The sequence below is a fragment of the Pseudomonas sp. PA-6-3C genome, from assembly GCF_021605825.1.
Taxonomy (GTDB): domain Bacteria; phylum Pseudomonadota; class Gammaproteobacteria; order Pseudomonadales; family Pseudomonadaceae; genus Aquipseudomonas; species Aquipseudomonas edaphica.
Map to the genome: position 1 here is coordinate 71,480 of NZ_WKDV01000012.1, position 20,618 is coordinate 92,097.

Annotated in this window: 19 protein-coding genes; 4 read left to right on the forward strand and 15 right to left on the reverse strand. The window is 57.2% G+C overall.

All coding sequences use genetic code 11. The annotated features are described in order from the left end of the window. The first annotated feature begins 112 nt into the window (after window positions 1-112). Window positions 113-1,078: a threo-3-hydroxy-L-aspartate ammonia-lyase gene (locus GIW48_RS10755; RefSeq protein WP_236462311.1), complete on the forward strand. Its 966-nt coding sequence runs from the start codon at window positions 113-115 to the stop codon at window positions 1,076-1,078. Beyond that, window positions 1,075-1,455, forward strand: a complete 381-nt coding sequence (locus GIW48_RS10760) for a RidA family protein (protein WP_236462310.1) — start codon at window positions 1,075-1,077, stop codon at window positions 1,453-1,455. Before GIW48_RS10755 ends, GIW48_RS10760 begins: the two co-directional genes overlap by 4 nt. Here GIW48_RS10760 and GIW48_RS10765 read toward each other — a convergent pair. Next, window positions 1,443-2,069: a helix-turn-helix transcriptional regulator gene (locus GIW48_RS10765; RefSeq protein WP_017135455.1), complete on the reverse strand. Its 627-nt coding sequence runs from the start codon at window positions 2,067-2,069 to the stop codon at window positions 1,443-1,445. The genes GIW48_RS10760 and GIW48_RS10765 overlap by 13 nt on opposite strands. Window positions 2,070-2,139: 70 nt before the next feature. On the opposite strand from GIW48_RS10765, the gene GIW48_RS10770 reads away from it, so the two are divergent. Beyond that, on the forward strand, window positions 2,140-3,243 hold the full coding sequence (locus GIW48_RS10770; RefSeq protein ID WP_236462309.1) for a DSD1 family PLP-dependent enzyme: 1,104 nt from the start codon (window positions 2,140-2,142) through the stop codon (window positions 3,241-3,243). Window positions 3,244-3,600: 357 nt separating this feature from the next. Here GIW48_RS10770 and GIW48_RS10775 read toward each other — a convergent pair whose 3' ends face one another. The 12 genes from GIW48_RS10775 to GIW48_RS10830 form a co-directional block, all read right to left on the reverse strand. After that, window positions 3,601-5,211, reverse strand: coding sequence for a GMC family oxidoreductase (locus GIW48_RS10775; RefSeq protein WP_099549894.1), 1,611 nt, complete (start codon window positions 5,209-5,211; stop codon window positions 3,601-3,603). Window positions 5,212-5,238: 27 nt separating this feature from the next. Next, entirely contained in the window at window positions 5,239-6,456 is a 1,218-nt protein-coding gene (locus GIW48_RS10780) for a mandelate racemase/muconate lactonizing enzyme family protein (RefSeq protein ID WP_099549895.1), read from the reverse strand. Window position 6,457: 1 nt separating this feature from the next. Further along, window positions 6,458-7,765: an MFS transporter gene (locus GIW48_RS10785; RefSeq protein ID WP_056860322.1), complete on the reverse strand. Its 1,308-nt coding sequence runs from the start codon at window positions 7,763-7,765 to the stop codon at window positions 6,458-6,460. Between the two features lie 76 nt (window positions 7,766-7,841). Further along, window positions 7,842-9,266, reverse strand: coding sequence for an aldehyde dehydrogenase (gene aldA / locus GIW48_RS10790; protein WP_236472900.1), 1,425 nt, complete (start codon window positions 9,264-9,266; stop codon window positions 7,842-7,844). A 174-nt stretch (window positions 9,267-9,440) separates the two neighbouring features. Continuing rightward, entirely contained in the window at window positions 9,441-10,856 is a 1,416-nt protein-coding gene (locus GIW48_RS10795) for a TolC family protein (protein ID WP_138452807.1), read from the reverse strand. Beyond that, window positions 10,853-13,027, reverse strand: a complete 2,175-nt coding sequence (locus GIW48_RS10800) for a peptidase domain-containing ABC transporter (RefSeq protein WP_138452804.1) — start codon at window positions 13,025-13,027, stop codon at window positions 10,853-10,855. The genes GIW48_RS10795 and GIW48_RS10800 overlap by 4 nt, the downstream gene beginning before the upstream one ends. Before the next feature lie 11 nt (window positions 13,028-13,038). Next, window positions 13,039-14,295 carry an HlyD family secretion protein gene (locus tag GIW48_RS10805; RefSeq protein WP_236460962.1) on the reverse strand — a complete coding sequence of 419 codons (1,257 nt, stop codon included), beginning with the start codon at window positions 14,293-14,295 and terminating at the stop codon, window positions 13,039-13,041. Window positions 14,296-14,368: 73 nt separating this feature from the next. Further along, on the reverse strand, window positions 14,369-15,355 hold the full coding sequence (locus GIW48_RS10810; protein WP_236460937.1) for a tetratricopeptide repeat protein: 987 nt from the start codon (window positions 15,353-15,355) through the stop codon (window positions 14,369-14,371). After that, entirely contained in the window at window positions 15,312-16,541 is a 1,230-nt protein-coding gene (locus GIW48_RS10815) for a retropepsin-like aspartic protease (protein ID WP_138453462.1), read from the reverse strand. The genes GIW48_RS10810 and GIW48_RS10815 overlap by 44 nt, the downstream gene beginning before the upstream one ends. Further along, window positions 16,528-16,920, reverse strand: a complete 393-nt coding sequence (locus GIW48_RS10820) for a hypothetical protein (protein ID WP_138453463.1) — start codon at window positions 16,918-16,920, stop codon at window positions 16,528-16,530. The genes GIW48_RS10815 and GIW48_RS10820 overlap by 14 nt, the downstream gene beginning before the upstream one ends. A gap of 47 nt (window positions 16,921-16,967) precedes the next feature. Beyond that, window positions 16,968-17,186, reverse strand: a complete 219-nt coding sequence (locus GIW48_RS10825) for a bacteriocin (RefSeq protein ID WP_138453464.1) — start codon at window positions 17,184-17,186, stop codon at window positions 16,968-16,970. 94 nt (window positions 17,187-17,280) lie between these two features. Beyond that, the gene (locus GIW48_RS10830) at window positions 17,281-18,168 is read right to left on the reverse strand and encodes a Fic family protein (RefSeq protein WP_138453465.1); all 888 of its coding nucleotides are present in this window, start codon (window positions 18,166-18,168) and stop codon (window positions 17,281-17,283) included. Window positions 18,169-18,346: 178 nt separating this feature from the next. On the opposite strand from GIW48_RS10830, the gene GIW48_RS10835 reads away from it, so the two are divergent. Beyond that, on the forward strand, window positions 18,347-18,859 hold the full coding sequence (locus GIW48_RS10835) for a DUF6932 family protein (protein WP_138453466.1): 513 nt from the start codon (window positions 18,347-18,349) through the stop codon (window positions 18,857-18,859). A 408-nt stretch (window positions 18,860-19,267) separates the two neighbouring features. Here GIW48_RS10835 and GIW48_RS10840 read toward each other — a convergent pair whose 3' ends face one another. Together GIW48_RS10840 and GIW48_RS10845 are read right to left on the reverse strand one after the other, a co-directional pair. Next, window positions 19,268-19,618: a hypothetical protein gene (locus tag GIW48_RS10840; RefSeq protein ID WP_138453467.1), complete on the reverse strand. Its 351-nt coding sequence runs from the start codon at window positions 19,616-19,618 to the stop codon at window positions 19,268-19,270. Window positions 19,619-19,687: 69 nt separating this feature from the next. Next, complete coding sequence (locus GIW48_RS10845) at window positions 19,688-20,617, reverse strand: LysR substrate-binding domain-containing protein (RefSeq protein ID WP_176992280.1); 930 nt, start codon at window positions 20,615-20,617, stop codon at window positions 19,688-19,690. Window position 20,618: the final 1 nt, after the last annotated feature.

The following is a 20,618-nucleotide window of genomic DNA, read 5'->3' on the forward strand; positions in this document are numbered from 1 at the left end:
GCTGATCACCACGCTCTTTTCAACATTGCGTTTATGCACTGGGTGCCAAGCCATCCTTTACTATTTGTCTTGATATGGATATTTTATCCATATCCGCCCACGAGGTCCGCCCATGCAATTGCCTGACTATTCAGATGTCGTCGCCGCCGCCCAACGCCTGCAAGGCTTTGCCCATCAAACGCCGGTGTTTACCTCACGCACCCTCGACGCTGAAACCGGTGCCCAGGTATTCATCAAGTGTGAAAACCTGCAACGCGCTGGCTCGTTCAAGTTTCGCGGTGCGTTTAATGCCCTGTCGCAGTTTGACGCACACCAGCGCAAGGCCGGGGTGGTGGCGTTCTCCTCCGGCAACCATGCCCAGGGCATTGCGTTGGCCGCCCAATTGCTCGGCATGCCGGCGACCATCGTGATGCCCGCCGACGCGCCCGCCGCCAAGGTCGCCGCCACCCGGGAATATGGCGCCAGCGTGGTGCTGTATGACCGCTTCAACGAGGACCGTGAGCAAATCGGCCGCACCTTGGCGGTTGAGCATGGCATGACGTTGATCCCGCCTTACGACCACCCACACATCCTCGCCGGCCAAGGCACGGCCGCCAAGGAACTGCTGGAATTCACCGGCCCTCTGGACGCCCTGTTCGTCGGCCTGGGCGGTGGCGGCATGCTCTCGGGCACCGCGTTGTCGACCCGTGCGCTGGCACCCGATTGCCAACTGTTTGGCGTTGAGCCCGAAGCAGGCAATGACGGCCAGCGTTCATTCCAGACCGGCAGCATCGTGCACATCGACACCCCGGCGACCATCGCCGACGGTGCGCAAACCCAACACCTGGGCAACTACACCTTCCCGATCATCCGCGACAAGGTGACCGACATCCTCACCGTCTCCGACGCGCAATTGGTGGCCTCGATGAAGTTCTTTATGCAACGCATGAAAATGGTGGTCGAACCCACCGGCTGCCTGGGCCTGGCGGCGTTGCGCCAGCTGGGCGAGCGGTTCAAGGGCCAGCGCGTGGGCATTATCGTCACCGGCGGCAACGTCGACATCGCGCGCTATGCCGCGCTGCTCAGCGAGGCACCATGAATATCATCCACACCGAGAACGCCTCGGCGCCTGCCGGGCATTACTCCCAGGCCATCAGCCACGGCGACACGCTGTATATCTCCGGGCAATTGCCGGTCAGCCCGGATGGGCGCCACAACCTTGAAGCATCGTTTGCCGAACAGGCCCAGCTTGCGCTGGCTAATCTGCTGGCCATCCTGAAAGCCGCCGGTGGCTCGCCGCAGGATCTGGTGAAAGTCACGGTGTATGTGGCCGGGGTGCAGCATTGGGCGCAATTCGACCGTATTTACGCCGCCGCGCTGGGCGAGCATCGCCCTGCCCGCGCGGTGGTGCCGGTGCCCGAGTTGCACCACGGTTATCTGGTGGAGATTGAAGCTGTGGCGCGCTACTTGGCGTAGGTGTAGACCGCCGCCCGTGACACGCCCAGGTGCGCGGCCACGGTCTCCATGGCCCGGCGAATGTCCATGCAGCCCGAGTCCTTGAGCTCTTGCAGCAACAGCCGTCGATCCGCCGCCTTGAGCGCGCGCGGGGTGGTGGCCAGGCGTGCGGCGAACTGGTCGATGCGGGTGCGAATCACATCGGCGCCGGACGGCTCCAGGGATTCGATAAGGGTGTCGCCAGTGACCGAGCCAAATTGCTCAAGCATGCCCTGCAGGCCACGAAACAATGAGAGATCGACGTTCATGCACAAGGCCGCGACGTACTTGCCACTGGTGTCCTTGATGCCGATCGAGGTGCTTTTGACCTGGCGCCCATCGCTGAATTGGTTGCGGTAGTTGGCAATGATCTGCGGGTAGTCGGGGTCGGCAATCCGCGCCAGGCCCAACTCGGTGGTCGGGTCGCCCGGCGAGCGCCCGGAGAGGTTGTTATGGATCGCCAGGATCGCCTGCTGCGGGTCGCGCAAATCGTGCAGCACGACCTCACAGAACGGGCTGAAGGTTTTGCTCAAGCCTTCGGCAATCTGTTCGAGCTGGCTGATCAGGGTGGTTTCTTCGGGAGAGGTCTTTTTCATGCAAGACAACATATCCAGTCCTGGACAGGCCGTCAATTTGGCCGCTGTCCGCCCTTGTGGAGCGTTAACCATGGACACCCCAGCAGCATTGCTAGACAGCGTGAAAATGCAGCGCAACATCCAGCGCATGCAACAGCGTGCCGACAGCCTGGGTGTGCATTTGCGCCCCCATGTCAAAACCCACAAGTGCGCCGAAGTGGTGGCCGCGCAGATAGCGGCCGGTGCCCGTGGCATCACCGTATCGACGCTCAAGGAAGCCGAATATTTCTTTGAGCTGGGCATCCAGGACATCCTCTACGCCGTCGCCATGGCCCCGCACAAACTGCCCCAGGCCCTGGCGCTGCGCCGCCGGGGTTGCGCGCTGACGCTGATCACCGACAGCCTCGCCGGCGCCCGGGCCATCGTCGATTTCGGCGCCGCGCAGGGTGAAACCTTTGCCGTGATGATCGAGATTGATTGCGACGGCCACCGTTCCGGGGTCAAGCCGCAGGACGCGTTATTGCTCGACATCGCCCGATTGCTCGGAGACAGCCTCGTCGGCGTATTGACCCACGCAGGGGAAAGCTACGGCCTGGATACGCCTGAAGCGTTGCAGGCCATCGCCGAACAGGAACGCGCACGCTGCGTTGAAGCGGCGCAACGTATCCGTGCCGCCGGGATGGCTTGCGATCAGGTCAGTGTCGGCTCCACGCCTACCGCGTTGTCGGCCGTAAGCCTTGAAGGCGTGACCGAACTGCGCGCGGGTGTGTATACGTTTTTTGACCTGGTGATGCACAACATCGGCGTATGCCGCACCGAGGAACTGGCCTTGAGCGTGCTGACCACAGTGATCGGCCATCAAGCGGAAAAAGGCTGGATCATCACCGATGCCGGCTGGATGGCCATGAGCCGGGATCGCGGCACGCAAGCGCAAAAACGCGACTTTGGTTATGGCCAGGTGTGCAATGAGCACGGGGAGTTGATCGACGGTTTGCTGTTGAGCAGCGCCAATCAGGAACATGGCGTGGCGCGGTTCGAAGCGGGCGGCGTGGATGTGGTGACGCAATTTCCGCTCGGTACGCGCCTGCGTATTCTGCCCAATCATGCGTGCGCCACGGGGGCGCAGTTCGGCAACTATAACGCCGTGTTGCACAACGGTGAAGTGCAACGCTGGGAACGCTTGCGCGGCTGGTAGCCGACCTTCAAGGGCTGCCACAGACCCTGTGGGAGCTGGCTGTATTTCAATTCAAACTCTGCGAGGCTGCCACAGACCTTGTGGGAGCTGGCTTGCCTGCGATCGCGGTCTCCCAGTAGCAAATGGGCCAGCTGACCCGACGCTATCGCAGGCAAGCCAGATCCCACAATTCTGGCTGTATTTCAAATCAAGCTCGATGCGGCTGTCACAGACCCTGTAGGAGCTGGCTGTATTTCAATTCAAACTCTGCGAGTCTGCCACAGACACTGTGGGAGCTGGCTTGCCTGCGATGGCGGTCTCCCAGTAACAAATGGGCCAACTGACCCGCCGCTATCGCAGGCAAGCCAGCTCCCACATTCAGGCATCCTCAAGTATGAGGTCGGCGCCCTTCTCCGCCACCATCAACACCGCCGCATGGGTATTACCCGAGGTCACATTCGGGAAAATCGACGCGTCCACAATGCGCAAGCCGTGCAACCCGTGCACCTTCAAGCGCTTGTCCACCACCGACACCTGCGGGTCCGAGCCCATCGCACAGGAGCCGCACAGGTGGTAGATCGAGCCGCTGTTTTCGCGGAAGTATTGCAGCATCTGCTCGTCGCTCTGCACGGCCGCGCCGGGCAACACCTCGGCCACCGTGATGCCTTTGAGCGCAGGTGCCTGCATGATCTTGCGCATCAAGCGGCTGCCCTGGATGACTTCGTCAATGTCCTTTTGCGTACTCAGATAGTTCGGATCGATCAACGCCGCATCCCGCGGGTTGTTCGAGGCGATGCGGATGGTGCCACGACTGGTCGGCCGGCACGGGTTGAAGCACAGCAGGAAACCGGAATACGGCTCGGGCTTGAGGCTGGCCTTGTTGTTTTTCGGAATCTGGTACGACAGCGGGTTAAAGTACAACTGCAGGTTCGGGTCCGCCTGCTGGTCGTTGCCGCGAAAGAAACCACCGGCCTGGTTGACGCTCATCGCCAACGCGCCCTTGCGAGTGAACAGGTATTTCAGGCCCAGTTTCAGCTGGCCGAACAAAGAGCTGAGTTCGTCATTGAGGGTGGGAATATTGGCCTTGTAGTAGTAGCTGGCGCACAAGTGGTCCTGCAGGTTTTCACCTACGGCCGGCAGGTGCTTGACCAGTGGGATGCCGTGTTCAGCCAGCAGTTGCTGATCGGCCACGCCGGACAGTTGCAGGATCTTCGGCGTGTCGACGGCACCCGCGCAAAGGATCACTTCCTTGCGTGCCTTAAAGGTGCGCACCACGCCCTTTTGGGACACGCGAATCCCGCTGGCGCGTTGCTGGTCATCAAACAGCACACGATCAACCAGTGCATGCAACTCCACGGTCAGGTTCGTGCGACTGAGCGCCGGATGCAAATGCGCAAAGCTGCTTGAGCAGCGCTCGCCATTGCGGGTGTTGACGTCATACAGGCCCGCGCCTTCGAAATGGGGGCCGTTGAAGTCATCACTGAGGCCGTAGCCGAGCTGTTCGCAGCCCTTGAGAAACACGTCACAAATCGGGTGGGTCTGGCCCTTCATCGGTGTGATGCTGATGGGGCCGCTGCCGCCGTGGTACTCGGTGTCGCCCAGCGGGTGATTTTCCAGTTTGCGGAAGTACGGCAGTACATCCTTGAAACCCCAACCGTCGTTACCATTGGCCGCCCAGTCATTGAAGTCATGGGCCTGACCGCGCACGTAGATCATGGCGTTGATCGAACCCGAACCGCCCTGCACCTTGCCGCGCGGCGCATAGATTTCCCGGCCAGCCAAGTGTTTTTGCGGCTGGCTGTAGTACATCCAGTTAAAGGTCGGGTTGTAATACATCTTGGCGAATCCGACCGGGATCTTGAACCACCAGGAACTGTCTTTGCCACCGGCTTCCAGCAGCAACACCGAGTATTCGCCCGAAGCGGAAAGCCGGTTGGCCAGAACGCAGCCGGCAGCACCCGCGCCGGCGATGATGTAGTCATATGTCATTCACGGTTACCGCGTAAGTCGTTTTTATCAGCCCTTGGCGGGCGAAGTGTCTTTGACGTCAGCTGGCGTCGGCGCCATCTGCAGGTGCAAACGCTCGCCGGTGTACGGCGTGTGTTTGCGCACCACGTCCATGTTCAGCTCCACGCCCAGGCCCGGTTCGGTGGACGGGATGATGTAGCCGTCCTCCCATTGCAGCGGCGTGGTCAGCACTTCGGCGTGGAAACCGCCCCAGGTCATGATGCTTTCCTGGATCAGGAAGTTCGGCGTGCACGTGGCCAGCTGGAAACTCGCCGCCGCGCCGATCGGCCCGTTGTACAAGTGCGGCGCGATTTGCGCGTAATAGGCTTCTGCCATGCTCGCGATCTTCTTCGCCTCCAGCAGCCCGCCGCAACGCGCCACGTTCATTTGCAGGATCGACGCGCCGCCGGCCTGCAGCAGTTTGAAAAACTCGTACTTGGTGGTCAGGCGCTCGCCGGTGGCAATCGGGATGCTGGTCTTGGCCGCGACCTGGGCCATCGCGTCTTCCTGGCCAGGCGGCACCGGTTCTTCGAACCACAGCGGGTCGTATTTCTCCAGGCGCTTGGCCAGGCGGATCGCCGATGACGGCACCATCTGCCCATGGGTGCCGAACAACAGGTCGCACTTGTCGCCCACCGCCTCGCGGATCTTGCGGCAGAAAGTCTCGCAACGCTCCAGCACTTCCAGCGAAATCTGGTGGCCGGAGTACGCGGTGTACGGGCCGGCCGGGTCGAACTTCACGGCGGTGAAGCCTTTGTTCATATTCTCGATGGCGCACTCGGCGGCCAGGTCCGGGTCGTCGTAGTCGTACTCGCCCTTGCTGTTGACCGGGTACAGGTAGGTGTAGGAACGCAGGCGCTCGTTGACCTTGCCACCCAGCAGCTCATAGACCGGCTTGTTGGCGGCTTTGCCGATGATGTCCCAGCACGCCATTTCCAGGCCGCTGACCACGCCCATCATGGTCAGGTCCGGGCGCTGGGTGAAACCGCTCGAATAAGCCTGGCGGAAAAACCGCTCGATGTGGTGCGGGTCGTGGTTGAGCAGGTAGCGCTCGAACACATCCTCGATGATCGGCAGCATGGCCTTGGGACCAAAGGTGGCGGCGTAAATCTCACCGACACCTTCAATGCCGCAGTCGGTCTTGAGTTTGACGAACAGCCAATACATGCCACCGATATGCGGTGGTGGGACGGCAACGATATGGGTTTCAAGGGCGACGATTTTCATCTCAGGCACCTGTCTGGTTGAATTTTTTACGGTTGATTCGAGCGCGCAGCGTCAGGGCCGCAAGCGTCCCGAGCACGCCGATAAAGGCGATGTAGCCGAAATACAGGTTGTAACCGGCCTTGCCTGGGTAGGTATCGGTCAGGTAGCCATTGATCAGCGGGATAAAGGTGTCGGGCAGGTAACCCACCACCGAGACGATGCCGATGGCCAGGCCGGTGATGCGCAGCGGAATGTCGCAGCTGTCGAGAATCGCCCAGTACAGACCGCGAATCGCATAGGTCATCAGGCCGATAAAGATCACCGTGCCGATCAGCAGGCCGAGGCTGTTGAGCGCCGGGAACACGATCAGCCCGACCATCGCCAGGGTCACCAGCACCAGCGCGACGATCAGCACCGAGATGTTCGAGAACTTGTCGCCCAGCCAGCCGCCGCCGATGCCGCCGATGGGGCGCATCCACAGTTTGATGGTGGTGATGGTGCCGGCCATCACCGCAGTCATGCCGCTGCCTTGCAAGTAGTCGGAGAAGCTGTAGGTAGCCCAGAACATGTGATAACCGCAGAACACGATGGCGGTCACCAGCCACAGCTCGGGGATTTTCACCAGGGTGGTCAGGTCGGCGATCAGGTTGAACTTGCCCTTCTCTACCGCTGGCGTCTCGGCCAGAGACTTGGGATCTTTGAGCAGTACCAGCCCGCAGCCAATGGCTATACAGATAAACGAGTACAGGTACACCACGTGCTTGAAGCCTTGGGCCGCCGACTGGCTTTGAGTTTCGGTGGCATAGGCAAACAGGCCCAGGGCCACGGTCGCCAGCAAGGCTTCCACCAGCCCGCGACCGCCATCGAGAATGCCGAAGAACCGCCCCTGCTCACTCTGATGAGCAATCATCTTCACGCGCTTGAGCACCGAGGCCCAGAACGTCAGGCCAGTGGTCAGGCCCCAGCAACCGAAAATGATCATCAGGCCGGTCATTGACGGCACGCTGGCGTACCACAGGCCCAGTGCGCCGGTGGCGACCAGCGAGAAGAAGATCAAAAAGCGTGGCGGCAAACGGTCGGCCAGCCAGCCGCTGGGCAGGTAGCTAAGCAAAAAGATCGTGCCGAGCATGGAGTACAGGTAGCCCAGTTGACTGTGGTTGATCTGGAACACGTCGAGCATGGTGGTCTGGTAGACCTGGCGCAGGTAGAGGATCGGGTAGATCGCGCCGGCGGCGAGTACCAGCAACAGCAATTGGAAATAACGGCTGGCAGTGTCGTTTGCCGCGGGCACGGCAACGGAAACCTGGGCAACGGGTGCAGGCTTGGACATCATGTGGACCTCAGGCACCCGCTGCGCGGGCGCCCTGATAATTGTTTTTATTAAAGGTGCAACAGGTGCGCGTGGATCAGTACTTCATGACCACCAGGCGGGTCTGGGTAAACTCAAGCATCCCGTGCTTACCGTCATCGCCGCCCAGCCCTGAGCGTTTCCAGCCGGCGTGGAAACCCTGATACGGGTCTGCCGGCGTGCGATTGACGTACAACTCTCCGGCTTCGATGGCATTCGCCACTTTCATTGCCGTGCGGTAGTTCTCGGTGTAGAGCACCGATGACAGGCCGAACTGATGGTCGTTGGCCATGGCCAGCGCTTCGTCGATGTCGCGGTACTTGAGCACCGGCAACACCGGGCCGAAGATTTCTTCCTGAATGATTTCCATGTCCTGGCGGCAACCGCTGAGCAAGGTCGGCGGATAGAAATGGCCCGGCCCGGCTGGCAGCACACCACCTGTTTCCAGTACAGCACCGGCAGCGACGGCGCGCTCGACCATGGCGTGGATATTCTTTTGCGAGCTGGCGTTGACCAACGGGCCCATCAGGCTTTCGTCCGTGGAACGGTCACCGAACTTCACCGCGCTGATCTTGGCTTTCAGCAAAGCGAGGAATGGCTCATAAATACTTTCGTGCACATACACGCGTTCCACCGCCGTACACAGCTGACCGCAGTGGGTGATCTTGGACGCAACGATAGCGCTGGCGGCTGTTTCCAGGTCGGCATCCGGTTCGATGATTGCCGGGGTCTTGCCGCCCAATTCCAGGGATGGTTTGGCGATATTGGCCTTGCAGTAATCCAGCACGATACGCCCGGCGTTCACGCTGCCGGTGAGGGTGATCAGGCCGACGGCCTTGTGCGTGCAGACGCTGGCGGCGGTGGCGTGGTCCATGGTCAGGATGTTGATCACACCGGCTGGAATACCGGCTGTCACCACTGCCTTGGCAATTTCAAACGCCGACAGTGGCGTGTTGTTGCTGGGCCGCACCACCACGGTATTACCCGCGATCAGCGCCGGGGCAATCTTGCGCAACAGCGTGTAGACCGGGTAGTTGAACGGGATCAGACAGGCCACCACACCAATCGGCTCGCGGTGCAGGAACAGGTTTTCGTCCGAGGTATCGCTGGGGATGATCTCGCCTTCGATGCGGCGGGCCCATTCGGCGTGGTAACGGGTAATTTGCGCGGCGTAGCGGGCTTCGTTGCTGGCGTCAGTGACGCTCTTGCCGGACTCGCTGGCCAAAGCCGTGCCGATGGCTTCGGCGTGGCTGTCCAGGGCATCAGCGAAGGCACGCAGGTGCTCGGCGCGTTCGATGCTGGTGAGCGTGCCCCAGGTTTTCTGGGCGCGGGCGGCGGCGTCGACGGCGGCGATGGCCTCACCGGCGGTGGCGGCGCTGACATGGCCGACCAGGGATTCATTGGCAGGGTTGTAGACGGCGATCAGGGCGTCGCTGGCGGGTTCGACGAACTGACCGTTATAGAAATTGCGCTCGAATTGCATGTGGTTTGCCCAACGTTGTTGTTTTGCGAGTGACATGCAGTTTTGTATTTGCTTGGGGGGCGTGCAAACGACTTATTGGGTGGGGTAACGTGAGGAAAATGCAGGTTAGCAGTGATGAGTGTGGATTTGAGCGGCGTGCAGATGACTACTGTTCAAGTCAACACTCAACACGGGTTACAAAGCCCAAAACCCCAGACGACCAAGACTGGCCGCCAACCTCAGGCGTGACGTCTGCCAGCGGCTGAGGGTTTGAATATGCTCTTGCTCGGCACCGGAATACGCGGTCAGGGCATTGAGCAACTCAATCATGCTGCCCACCCCGGCGTGATAACGGCCCTGGATGACCTCCAGCGACTGGCGTGATTGATCGACCAACTCGCTGGTGCGCTGCAGACTTTGGGTCTCAATATTCAACGTCTGATAACTGGCCCATAGGTCTAGCGCGACCTCTTGCTCAACCTCAGCCAGTTCTGCTCGGCCCGCGTCGACACGAGCTTGTGCTTGGCGGATCTGGTAGGTCCGGCCAAAACCGTCAAAGATCGGGATGCTCAACTGCAAACCGATACTGCGGTCCCGCTCACGCTCATCGCCATTGAATATCTTCGATTGCTGGCTACGTGCGTACGTCAGGTCGGCGGTCAGTGCCAGGCTCGGAAGGTTGGCAGCGCGTCGCTCATCAACGGCCGCCTGAGCGGCCCTGAGCCTAGCATGTGCGGCGAGTACTGCCGGGTGATCCTGACGCGCCTGGGTCAACAACTCATCGACCGCCTGCAGGAACTGAGTGTCCGGCAGTGGAGTGAGGTCACCCGCCAACTGCAGAGGCGTTTGGGGTGATAGCCCCATGCGCAAGGCAATCACACCCAAAGCGTTATGCAATGCTCCACGGTCGCGGATCTGGCGCAAATTAGCCTGGGAAAACGCTGTTTGCGCCTGCAAGCGATCAGAAAGTGCGGCCGCACCGGCTTTGTATTTGGCATCCGCCGCTTCCAGGTTGCGAGCCGCCAATTCGGTGATCTGCACCGAGGCGGCCAAGCTGCGCTGAGATGACAAGGCATCGTAATAAGCCTGCGCTGCCTCAACAAAAGTACGCTGCAACATGGCGTCCTGGGTAGCGTTGGCAGCCACCAGCAACTGGCGGGCATTGCGCAAGGCGGCCCCGCGTCGACCGAAGTCCACCAACACCCAACTGAGCTCAAGACTGGCGCTGTCGCGCCGCCGGTGCCCTTCACCAGAACGTAAGGCCGGTTCATCGTAGTCAACCCGACCATTGCCGCGATTACTGCCAACGCGCCCATCCAGGCGCGGCAGATACGCCGACTGGCTGAGCCCAACCTGGGCAGCCTGAGCCTTGGCATTGGCCCAACTGATACGCGTCTGTGGGTCGTGGCACAAAATCCGTTCGACCACCTGCTCTAACGGCAAACGTTCAGGTAACCGGCCAAAACTACACGACAGCTCGCCACGTGCATCGTCATACACCGCTTGCCGGGAAACGTTGCGTGCAGTGTCAAAAACGTCTGGCTCAAAGGCCCATGCAGAACGTGAACAACACAACAAGGCCATCATCAAGATCGAGGATAATTGCTTCATACCTGGCCCTGTTTCATCTCTGGCGAAGTGTTCGCGGTATGTGCGCTATTCGTTGGTCCGTCAGCATCGCCATGTACCACCCTACCGGCCAGAATCCGGATGACACGGTCCGCAGAGGCGATGGTTTCAGGGCGGTGGGCAACCATGATGCGCGTAATTCGCAACCCCTGAATGGCCTGATTCACACGCTGTTCACACGCGACATCCAAGTGACTGGTGGCCTCGTCCAGAAAGAGTATTCGCGGTTTCTTATACAGGGCCCTGGCCAGCAGCACGCGCTGCTTTTGCCCACCGGAGAGCACCGTGCCCATGTCTCCCACCAAAGTGTTGTAACCCATCGGCATGGCTTGGATATCACTGTGAATCGACGCGATCCGGGCACATTCGATCAACCAGGACTGATCCACGTTGAGGTCGAAGAAACTGATGTTATCGCGCAAAGATCCCGCAAACAGCACATCGTCCTGCGTCACAGTACCTACCAGTTGCCGCAAACCATCCAGGCCCAGTTGCGCCAATTCAATACCGGCGATACGAATCTGCCCCCGAGTGGCCGGCAGGATACCGAGCATGACGTTCATCAGCGTGCTTTTGCCGCAACCCGACGGACCAACGATAGCCACCGATTCACCCGCCGCAATGTGCAGGTCGAGGTTGTCCAGCACCCAGGGCTCCTGCTCGGCATAACGGTAGTGCAATCCCTGGATTTCAATGCTCGCATCACAATCCATGAGTGTCTGCAGGTCGACACTGGAAGCGGTTGCTTCCGGTGGGTGCAGAACAATATCTGCCAGCCGTTCGCCCTGCAGTTGCAACATACGCAGCTCGAAAAACTTGTCTATCAAGTTACCTACTCGGGTATCAAACTGCGTTTTATAGGCGATAAACGCGATCAACAGCCCGACGCTGAACTGGCCATCCATCACCATGCTTGCGCCAAACCAAATCACCAACAAGTTCTCAATGCCAAACAGCAACCCATTCAATTGTTGATAGAGCAACCGCAGCTTTTGCGTGCGCAATCCAGCGTTGATCTGCTCCACCAACAAACCAAGCCAGGCTGAACGACGCTCTTCCTGGCGCTGAAACAGTTTCAAGGGGCGAATGCCACGCACCGTTTCCAGAAAATGGCTTTGCTGACGTGCGGCATGGATGATTTGCTCTTCGGTCGCATTGCGCAGCGGTCGATACCAAAGGCAGCGTCCAACGGCATACAGCAGCATAGTGGCGATCGCAATAGCGGCCAGGGCCGGACTGTAGAGCAGCATCATTGCAAGGGTCGCGACGGACATAAGACCGTCGAGAATCGCCGATAGGAACGCCGCCGTCAGCGTCTGCTGAATAGTGTCTACGGCGCCGAAACGCGACACCACATCTCCCAAGTAGCGCTTCTCAAAGTATTGGCTGGGCAACCGTAACAAGTGGCTGAAGACATTCGCACGCCACTGCACGGAAAGCAGCGTACTCAAATGCATCATGACCCAGGCACGCACGCCGCTGACCGCTTGTTGCATCAACAATAACAAGGTAAAGCCCAGTACCAGTGTACTGAGCAGATCGTGGTCGGCGCTGATAATGACGTTGTCGATCGTCCACTGAAGCAAGAACGGGGTGATCAGGGAAAAGACCTCGAGCGTCAGTGCCAGCAGCAGTACTTGCACCAACGAGCGATACAGCCCGCTAATACGCCCCATCATGTTCAGGAGTTTGATTCTTGGTTTGTCTTCTTGCAGCTCGAAACCGCTGTCCGGCCACAATTCCAGTGCTACGCCGGTGAAGCTTTGAGATAAACCTTCATGATTGATCCGGCGCAACCCTCGCGCAGGATCATGTACAACCACGCCTTGCCGATCGACGGACTTGAGTACGACAAAGTGGTTGAAGTTCCAGTGCAGAATACAAGGCAGCTTGAGCTGGCCGAGGCCGTCCACATCCAACGTGACAGCACGAGCACCCAGTTGCAGTTGCTGAGCACTGTTGATCAGTTGTTTGAGGGCAATACCTTTGAGGGAGACGCTGCAACGGCGGCGCAAATCCAGCATATCGACCCGATGCCCGTGGTATCCAGCAATCATCGCCAGGCAAGCCAGGCCGCATTCAGTCGCTTCGGTCTGCAATACCACGGGCAGACGACGCCCGGGACGCAAGGCTATGGCGTCAAGAAAAGTCATGGGAGGGGTTCCTAGAATTTGCCGGTGAGGCTGTAGAGAGGCTCCAGCACCCATTCATAAAGGCGGCGGCTTTCCTGCAGGATGTCGGCATCCAACAGCATTCCGCTTTGCAGCAACTGAGGCTTGCCATAGGCCATAACGGTCTGCTCGTCGAGTTGTACACGCAAGCGGTAGAGCTGTTCGCCGTTGCGCGAAAGCCCCGGTACCTCACCCGTCATAATGGCAAGATCCGCAGAGGGCACGGCAGTGCGCGAAATAGACACCACTTGAGCGTGATATTGGCCAAACTTCTGATAGGGATAGGCCTGATAGCGGATCAGCACGGCGTCCCCCGGCCTGATAAACCCCACCGCTTTGCTCGGGGCGTAGAGCTCAGCCTGCAGTTGGGCGTCACGGGGCATGATGCTCAACAACGTACGCGACGGGTCCACTGTCTGGCCGACTTCCGTCAGAACTGCCGTTGCCACACCGTTTCCTGGAGCGGTGATCAATACCGTACGCTTGGCTTCACTCTCTGCCAGCTCTTGTTCGATACCCGACAGTTGTCGATGTATCGGCGCCAGTGCATTGGCTTGGCGTGTTTCAAGCCCCGCCAACTCGTTGTTGCGCTCGGTGAATTGTTGGGTGATTGAACTGCGCTCGCGATCCAGGCCCTGTAGGGCTTGACGCTGTCCCAAAAGCTCGGCTTGCCGCTGCTGGAACTGGTCCATAGAGATATAGCCCTTTTGCATCAATCCCTGATAGCGATTTGACGCATCCCCCGCCAGCGCCACGCGCTCGCGCTGGCTGACCAATTGCGCAGCCAGGTTGGCTTGCTCATCACGCAGTGTGCTCACCTTACTGGTCAAACTGTCGCGCTCGGCCTGTTGCAGTTGCCGGGTTTTATCGAGTTCCTGCTCCAGTGACTCCCTCCGTTGCTTGAGCTGATAACTCACGCGTGCCTGCACCGGGTCGGCGCCGGCATCATAACGTTCACTGGAAATAGTCAGCAGAGGATCACCCATGACAACGGACTGCCCTTCGACGACAAACTTTTGCAGCACCACTCCGGTTTGCGGCGTCCGGACCTTTATCTGGCCGTTGGCTGGAACCAGTTGACCACTCACCGTGCTGCGCTTGGTGTAAGAGCCCCAGATAAAAAAGCTGCTTACCAAGACCAGCATTCCCAAGGCGAACATAATGAGAAAAGTGAAGGATGTCGGCCGGATCAGCACAATCTCCCCCAGCCATTTGACGCGCTGCGCTTCAGACGCGGCCCTGCGAAATATCCTGTCGCCCACAAATCACTCCTGACACCCCTGCACGCCCGATGCTTTACTCAGCATCCGTTCATGGTTGCTTTCACTTATTGATCATTAGCCCGCGCCGGTTATTGTTATCGTTGATGAACATTTGTATTTGCTTTCGCCATGCAGCTTTGGTCTGCTCGTCGGCAGCATCACTGAGAGTGGGCATTTGTTTCTCGATAACTTCCAGGCGCTTGCCGGCTTCGGGAACCCGTGCACTGGCTAGCCAATACCACTTGTAGGCTTCGGGTAAATTGACTGCCTGACCAAGCCCTTTCTCGAAGATATAGCCAAGATTCGCTTGCGCCTGAGGCACGTCAAGCATCGCTGCCTCTGTGTACCATTGGGTGGCCATGGGCAGGTTTTTGGGCATGCCAACACCCGTGGCGAAACATTTACCAGTTAGAAAAGCGCCTTCACCAAGTCCGGCTTTCGCTGCCTTTTCATAGTATTGACAAGCCGACTCAGGGCTAGCGTCCGCGATCAGGTGGTTAGCACTCAAGGAGCCCAAGCGAAATAATGCTTTTGAATAATTTAGTTGTGCCGATTTTTTATAGTACTCAATGGCTTGGGGCATGGACTTGCTTACCCCCAGACCGGACTCATACATAAAACCTAAATTGTAGATAGAGGTCGGGTCTTCATGTGCTGCCGAAAGTTCCAGATAATGCTTGGCCTTAACATAGTCAGTTGCGCCAATCGCCTGTCCGTCCAGATACAAGGCGCCCAAAGTCGCTTGTGCAGCGGCATAGTTTTGCTGGGCCAAGTCAGTCCATAAGTTTAGGGCGGCGTTGACATCGCGGTTGTGCCCCTTTCCCGTGAACAGCAATCCGGCGAGCATATTTCTAGCATCAGGATCGTTAGCTTGCTTGGCTAGCGTAGAAGCCAGAGAATAGGCACTTGCATAGTCATCACGGTTATAGGCCGCCCGCGCGTCATCTATATTTGCCGCGTGCGCGACTGAAAGAAACAGGGCACAGCAGGCAGCCATCAGCCGCTTATTGAACTGGGATTTTTTGTTTGTAGCAAGCTCTTGATTCATGTGTATTCCATATCAATTCGTAGTCTTGAAACGCTGGCCATCCCAAGACATAGGGCGTCAGGTACTTTTGCTCGGCCAGTGTCGTATAGGAAACATCTTTCGCCCCCCCTCCAATGTTCAGATTGATTGTGGCCTGGGTGATGGTTCGGGGAGAGGTACCACTCACATCGGTCATTATTTTGCTTTGCTGATCATTCCCCGCTGAACCGACCTTGGCTTCGCCACCACTTAAGTAGTAAAGATTACCGGTATCAAGGGAAGCAGCGGTTTGTTGACCGTCCACATTAGCGAGCACATATAAAAACTGAGTTTGTCGTGAATAAGAGCTGCCTAGAAATACGCTGCCCACGCACTGTTTTTCAAGTGCCTCTATTTCCGCTGGGGTTACGTTCAGTGTGATATGCTCACTTCCAACAATGACATTGTCGAAGCCAGACATCAGGTCCAAACCAAACAAACTGAGCGACCCGCCCACTACAACCAGAACGTTCCTGAGTTCAATGCCCGAAAGGTTAATCTCCCTGATCAAGCCGTACTGGGCATTCACCGATTGCCGGCTGTAATAACTATTGATTTCCACCGGCAACTTAATCAATTCAACGCCATATCGGAGGGCATCAGACTCGCTGATAACTGTCACGCTCGCGCCCGTATCAAACAAGACCTTTGCCGCGTGGCCATTGACTTCAACTTCAAGCAAAGGGTCGGTAGCGCTTTTGAGATAATCATTTTCTTCACTACTTAATACTATTTGAGTGCGCTTCAATAAGCCGGCTTGCCGATCGCCCACACGTTTGAGCGTATCGACATCCAACTGAGCAATAAACTGTTCGGCTCGGCGACGCTGTTCAGCAGTCATGGACGCCAGGACCTGCGCATAAGCCGCGAAGTGCCCATCATTCAAGTGATTACCGAGCAGTATGAGTTTGCAGGCGGTCGCCGTATTTTCCACATTGAGGACTGCGCAATCAGCAAGGCTGACTTGCGTCGCGGGCTTCTTGGACTGGGCCCTGGCCAGAACGGCGGAAAGCAGCGTATTAGCGTCTATTCTTGATGCTTCCAGACCGCGTAATGGAATAGAACTCGGGGCATACAGTTTGGCTTGTATGTCCTGCAACTCGACAGCACTCACTGGGTTCGACAGCAAGAGTGCGACCACGCATAGAGTGAGGCTATTGCGGCACATTCTTTAGTCCAAATGATCGCTCGAGCCTTTTAATTTCGTCTTCCGACAGCAGCGGCTTCGGTGGCACGGTGAACGCCTTTTCCGGCGACGGCAGCGGGTTGACCAGAGTGGTCTTTTTTACTTTTGATGCAATTTCTCCGCTGCTCACGGGGTACAAGGCCTCATCCAAACACTTATCCCGCATAGTCTGGCTGGACAAGCCATAGCAACCCTTTCCATTTGACAGTGCCCTGGCTTCACAGGTACTGCGGCCATCAGGATCCTCCTGCTCCACACAGCTCAAAGAACCGAATGCGTGGCCTAGCACACTGGCCGGGTCAGCAGCATGAGCGACGGTGTAAAACAGCAACGGCGCCAAGGCGAATAAGGTATTTTTCATATTCGGTCACTCATAGAAAGTGTGCCAATCAAGGCACACTTTTTAACTTAGAACTTAACAGTTACACCTACTCCCCCCGACAGCTCGCCTCCCGAAGCAGAGCCGCCTACGGTGACGCTGGTATTACCCGAAGTCCAGGTCGGTCCTGTGTAACCGCCATTTGATCCCAACCACTCAAACTCTCCTGGGTCCCAATCAGTAACAGGCTCAACCGTCGTCTGGCCGCCCGATACAAGCGCCAATTCTTTTTCCGTCAGTACACGCATTTGATAACTCCCTGGTGACGGAAAGAGCCTTCCATGACCCGCCCGTTGGTTATTTGCCCTGATGGGCGCCTCAACTCCCTCTGAGGAAATAAACCTAGTGCCCGGCCATAAAGCCAATGATGTCGCAATGGAAGCGCACCCAATCATCCCACTCACCAAATAGCTCAGCCTGCCGGATACGCAATACATGAGCGCCGGGCGAACAGTTATAAAAGTCATATAAGGGAATGTAGTTTTGCGATGTACGCCCCATCAGGGCATTGAACAACACGCGTGCCAACCGCCCATTACCATCCAAGAATGGATGACAATTCATCAACCCTACGGTAGCAACGGATGCACCCAATAAGTCTTGGCGACTGCTCGGTAAATCGGCCATATACTTCCAAAGCGCCATAAGTGCCGCTGGTATATCAGATGGCTGAACAAACTCTACTGTGCAGCCACGCTTATCAGGCCTGACACCCACTCGCGTCGCTCTGATTGTCACAATGGTGCCTGTGAGTGCGCAGGCAGCGGCTTCCAACATTTTACAAATCGTCGAGTACTTCAGAGTGACCAGAGACTGTTCAAGTGCTGATGAAAACACCTCAACATACTGTTGTTCAGTAGGCGTTCTATTGCTCAAGGGCTCCAACGCATTATTCGTTGCATAATGCTCGAACAGCGGATGTTGGAAGCACCGCGATTTACTTTCGCGCGCCAACACAACCGATACCGATCCGGGCGAAACAGGCCATGGCTTATGCTTATACATCTCAAGCCTAGCCTGAGCGTTAAACACCGATTTAACCGTTTCCTCAGTCAGCACCGCTCCAACTGGATAAATCAGGGACTTTCTAAAATGTGCTTTTACTTTTGCCATGACAAAATCCATTTCATTTCCGCCCCTGTGCCTCATGCACAAATAACGCTTGCGACAACGCCACTTGGAAATAGCTATTTCCTCAGGAACGATCACGCTACCAACGAAATGTGACATTTTGCCAAAATCCGTGTGAAGCTTTTATTGATCCGTTACTTTGTTAGCCTCCCCGGTTTAACACGTTGCGCCCTTCAGCAGACACGTAATACATTGTCCACTCCCGCAGCCCCACCCAATTAAAACAAAAACAGTCTTCACCTCACACAGCGTCTTTTATTAAATGGGAAAATTCAGAATGACCCACACCGACTTAGACTCGATTTTTTCACAGCATTACGCCAACGCCAAGACCCTGGAGTTCCCAGCGTTCATAGGCAATAAGTCCACCTGCAACCCAATCAATTCAACACCTTATATAACGTCCCTTTCACGCTTTTTTGCAGAGCCTAAAGATCCTAAAAGGCGCTTGCTCTGCGCACGGCTTAAGGCTGCTATAGCAGAGTTGGCGATGGCTGATATCAGCGTTGAAATCATACTGATAGGTGGAAGTTTTCTGGACTCAACAGTCATCCCAGGCGATTTGGATTGCGTACTGTTCTACTCGATGAACGCCGAAACAAGCGTGCTTGACCTTCAACAATGGCAACGGCAGATGAAAGCGCAGGACCTGGATGCCAGATTGATCCCCATGGATACTCACCCACTCATCATGTGGAAATCCGCGTTGTTTTTTTCGGTGCTGTATACCCAGAGGAAAAATGGCGACGGCGTACCGACCGGTTTGATTCTACTCGACTGTAAGCACTGAGAACGCACCCGAGCTATTTTAAATAAACTGTAACTCCCATCGCACATTTCAGAAATAGAAATGTATTTAAATCTCAATAGCCCGCCCTCAAAAGCAGGTTTAGTCGCTCGTACCGTGCATACTTAATCTTAAACGTTCAACTTGACTGCACATAAAATACCTGCGATCAGACACCATGAAAGTCTATAAAACGGAGTGAACAATGCGAGAATTGACAGCGAAAGAACTTTTGCTCGTTTCAGGCGGTTCCAACACCGACCCGATATCACATGACCCAGGCCCTCATCCTGATGACGGTTCGGCCCATGACCCCGACGATGTGCATTCTCCAGAGTCATGGACGATGTAATTAACACTGCCCGGCTCACCGCGTGAGCCGGGTGACAACGTTCTCTACAGTTATCCAATTCAAAACTCTTTTGCGGAGGGCATCGGCGTGGGTGCCCGTTTAAAATTCGCCATCACATCCCACGCCGCCAAGTGTGCTGATTTAGTGCGCAAGGAATATAAACATAGCTCTGCCCCCAATTGATTTTTCATCGAAGGTGGCGGCTTCATACCCTGAATCAGAAAGGCGACAACTTCGTCAGGCGCAGGAAAATAAGCGGATGATTTCAGTATTGAAGGACTCACCAGGCTTGTGACCAGCCGGCATGCCGTTATAGCCTCCTCGTCCACCTGTTCTCTACTCGCGGAGCCTGCGTTCACCAGGCTGCTGGAAATACTCAAAACCACAAACGCCAACCCTAACGATTTCAATAGCAGGCTCCTTATCCTTAGCAGCGATCAACAGTACTCTAATACACTATTGTGACTGTTCTTCAGGCGCTAAACCGCCGCCGTAGAAGGCTCCAACTGCCGCTGCGCTAACCAGATCTCCTCCTGCAACCACCGCCCGAAGACCTGCAACTGCGGCATATCCGTCTGCTCCGGCCGGGTCACCAGCCAATAGGACTGATGCCCTTCCACATGCACATTCAGCACCTGCGTCAACTGCCCACTGGCCAGTTCCGCTGCGACCATGTGCCAGTCGGCAATGGTAATCCCCAACCCATCCGTTGCCGCCCGAATCGCCAGGTCCAGCAAGTCGAATTCATAGCCGCCCTGGGTATCCACCCCATGAATCCGCGCCGCGTCCAGCCAATGCTTCCACGTCAAGTAACGCTGATCTTCACTGGCCAACACATGCAACAAGGTCATGCGATTCAGATCCACGCCATCGCTGCATTCCCGGGCATACAGCGACGGCGCGCACACCGCGATGTGCCGCTCCTGAATCAGCAACGAACTGTCCAGGCCATCCCACTCGCCATTGCCGAACCGAATGGCGCAATCGAGCGTGCTGGTCTGCGCCAGGCTGTCTTGCAGGCACGTGGTGATGCTCAGCTCCAACTCCGGATGCGCCTCGCGCAAACGCCCCAAACGCGGCATCAACCAGCGGCTGGTAAACGTCGGCGGCGCGTTGATGTGCAACCGGTTGGAATGGGTTTTCTGCTGGATGCTGCGCACTGTCAGCTCGATCTTGTCGAACGACTGGTGCAACGCCCGCAACAACACGCGCCCGGCGCTGGTGAGCTCGAGGTGATGGTGGCGCCGTTCCAGCAGGCTCTCCCCCAATTGTTCTTCCAACTGGCGTACCTGGCGACTGACCGCGCTCTGAGTCACGTTCAACAGCTCGGCAGCCCGGGTAAAGCTGCCGGTGCTGCCGGCGACTTCGAAGGCTTTGAGGGCATTGAGACCAGGCATTTTGCGTTTCATG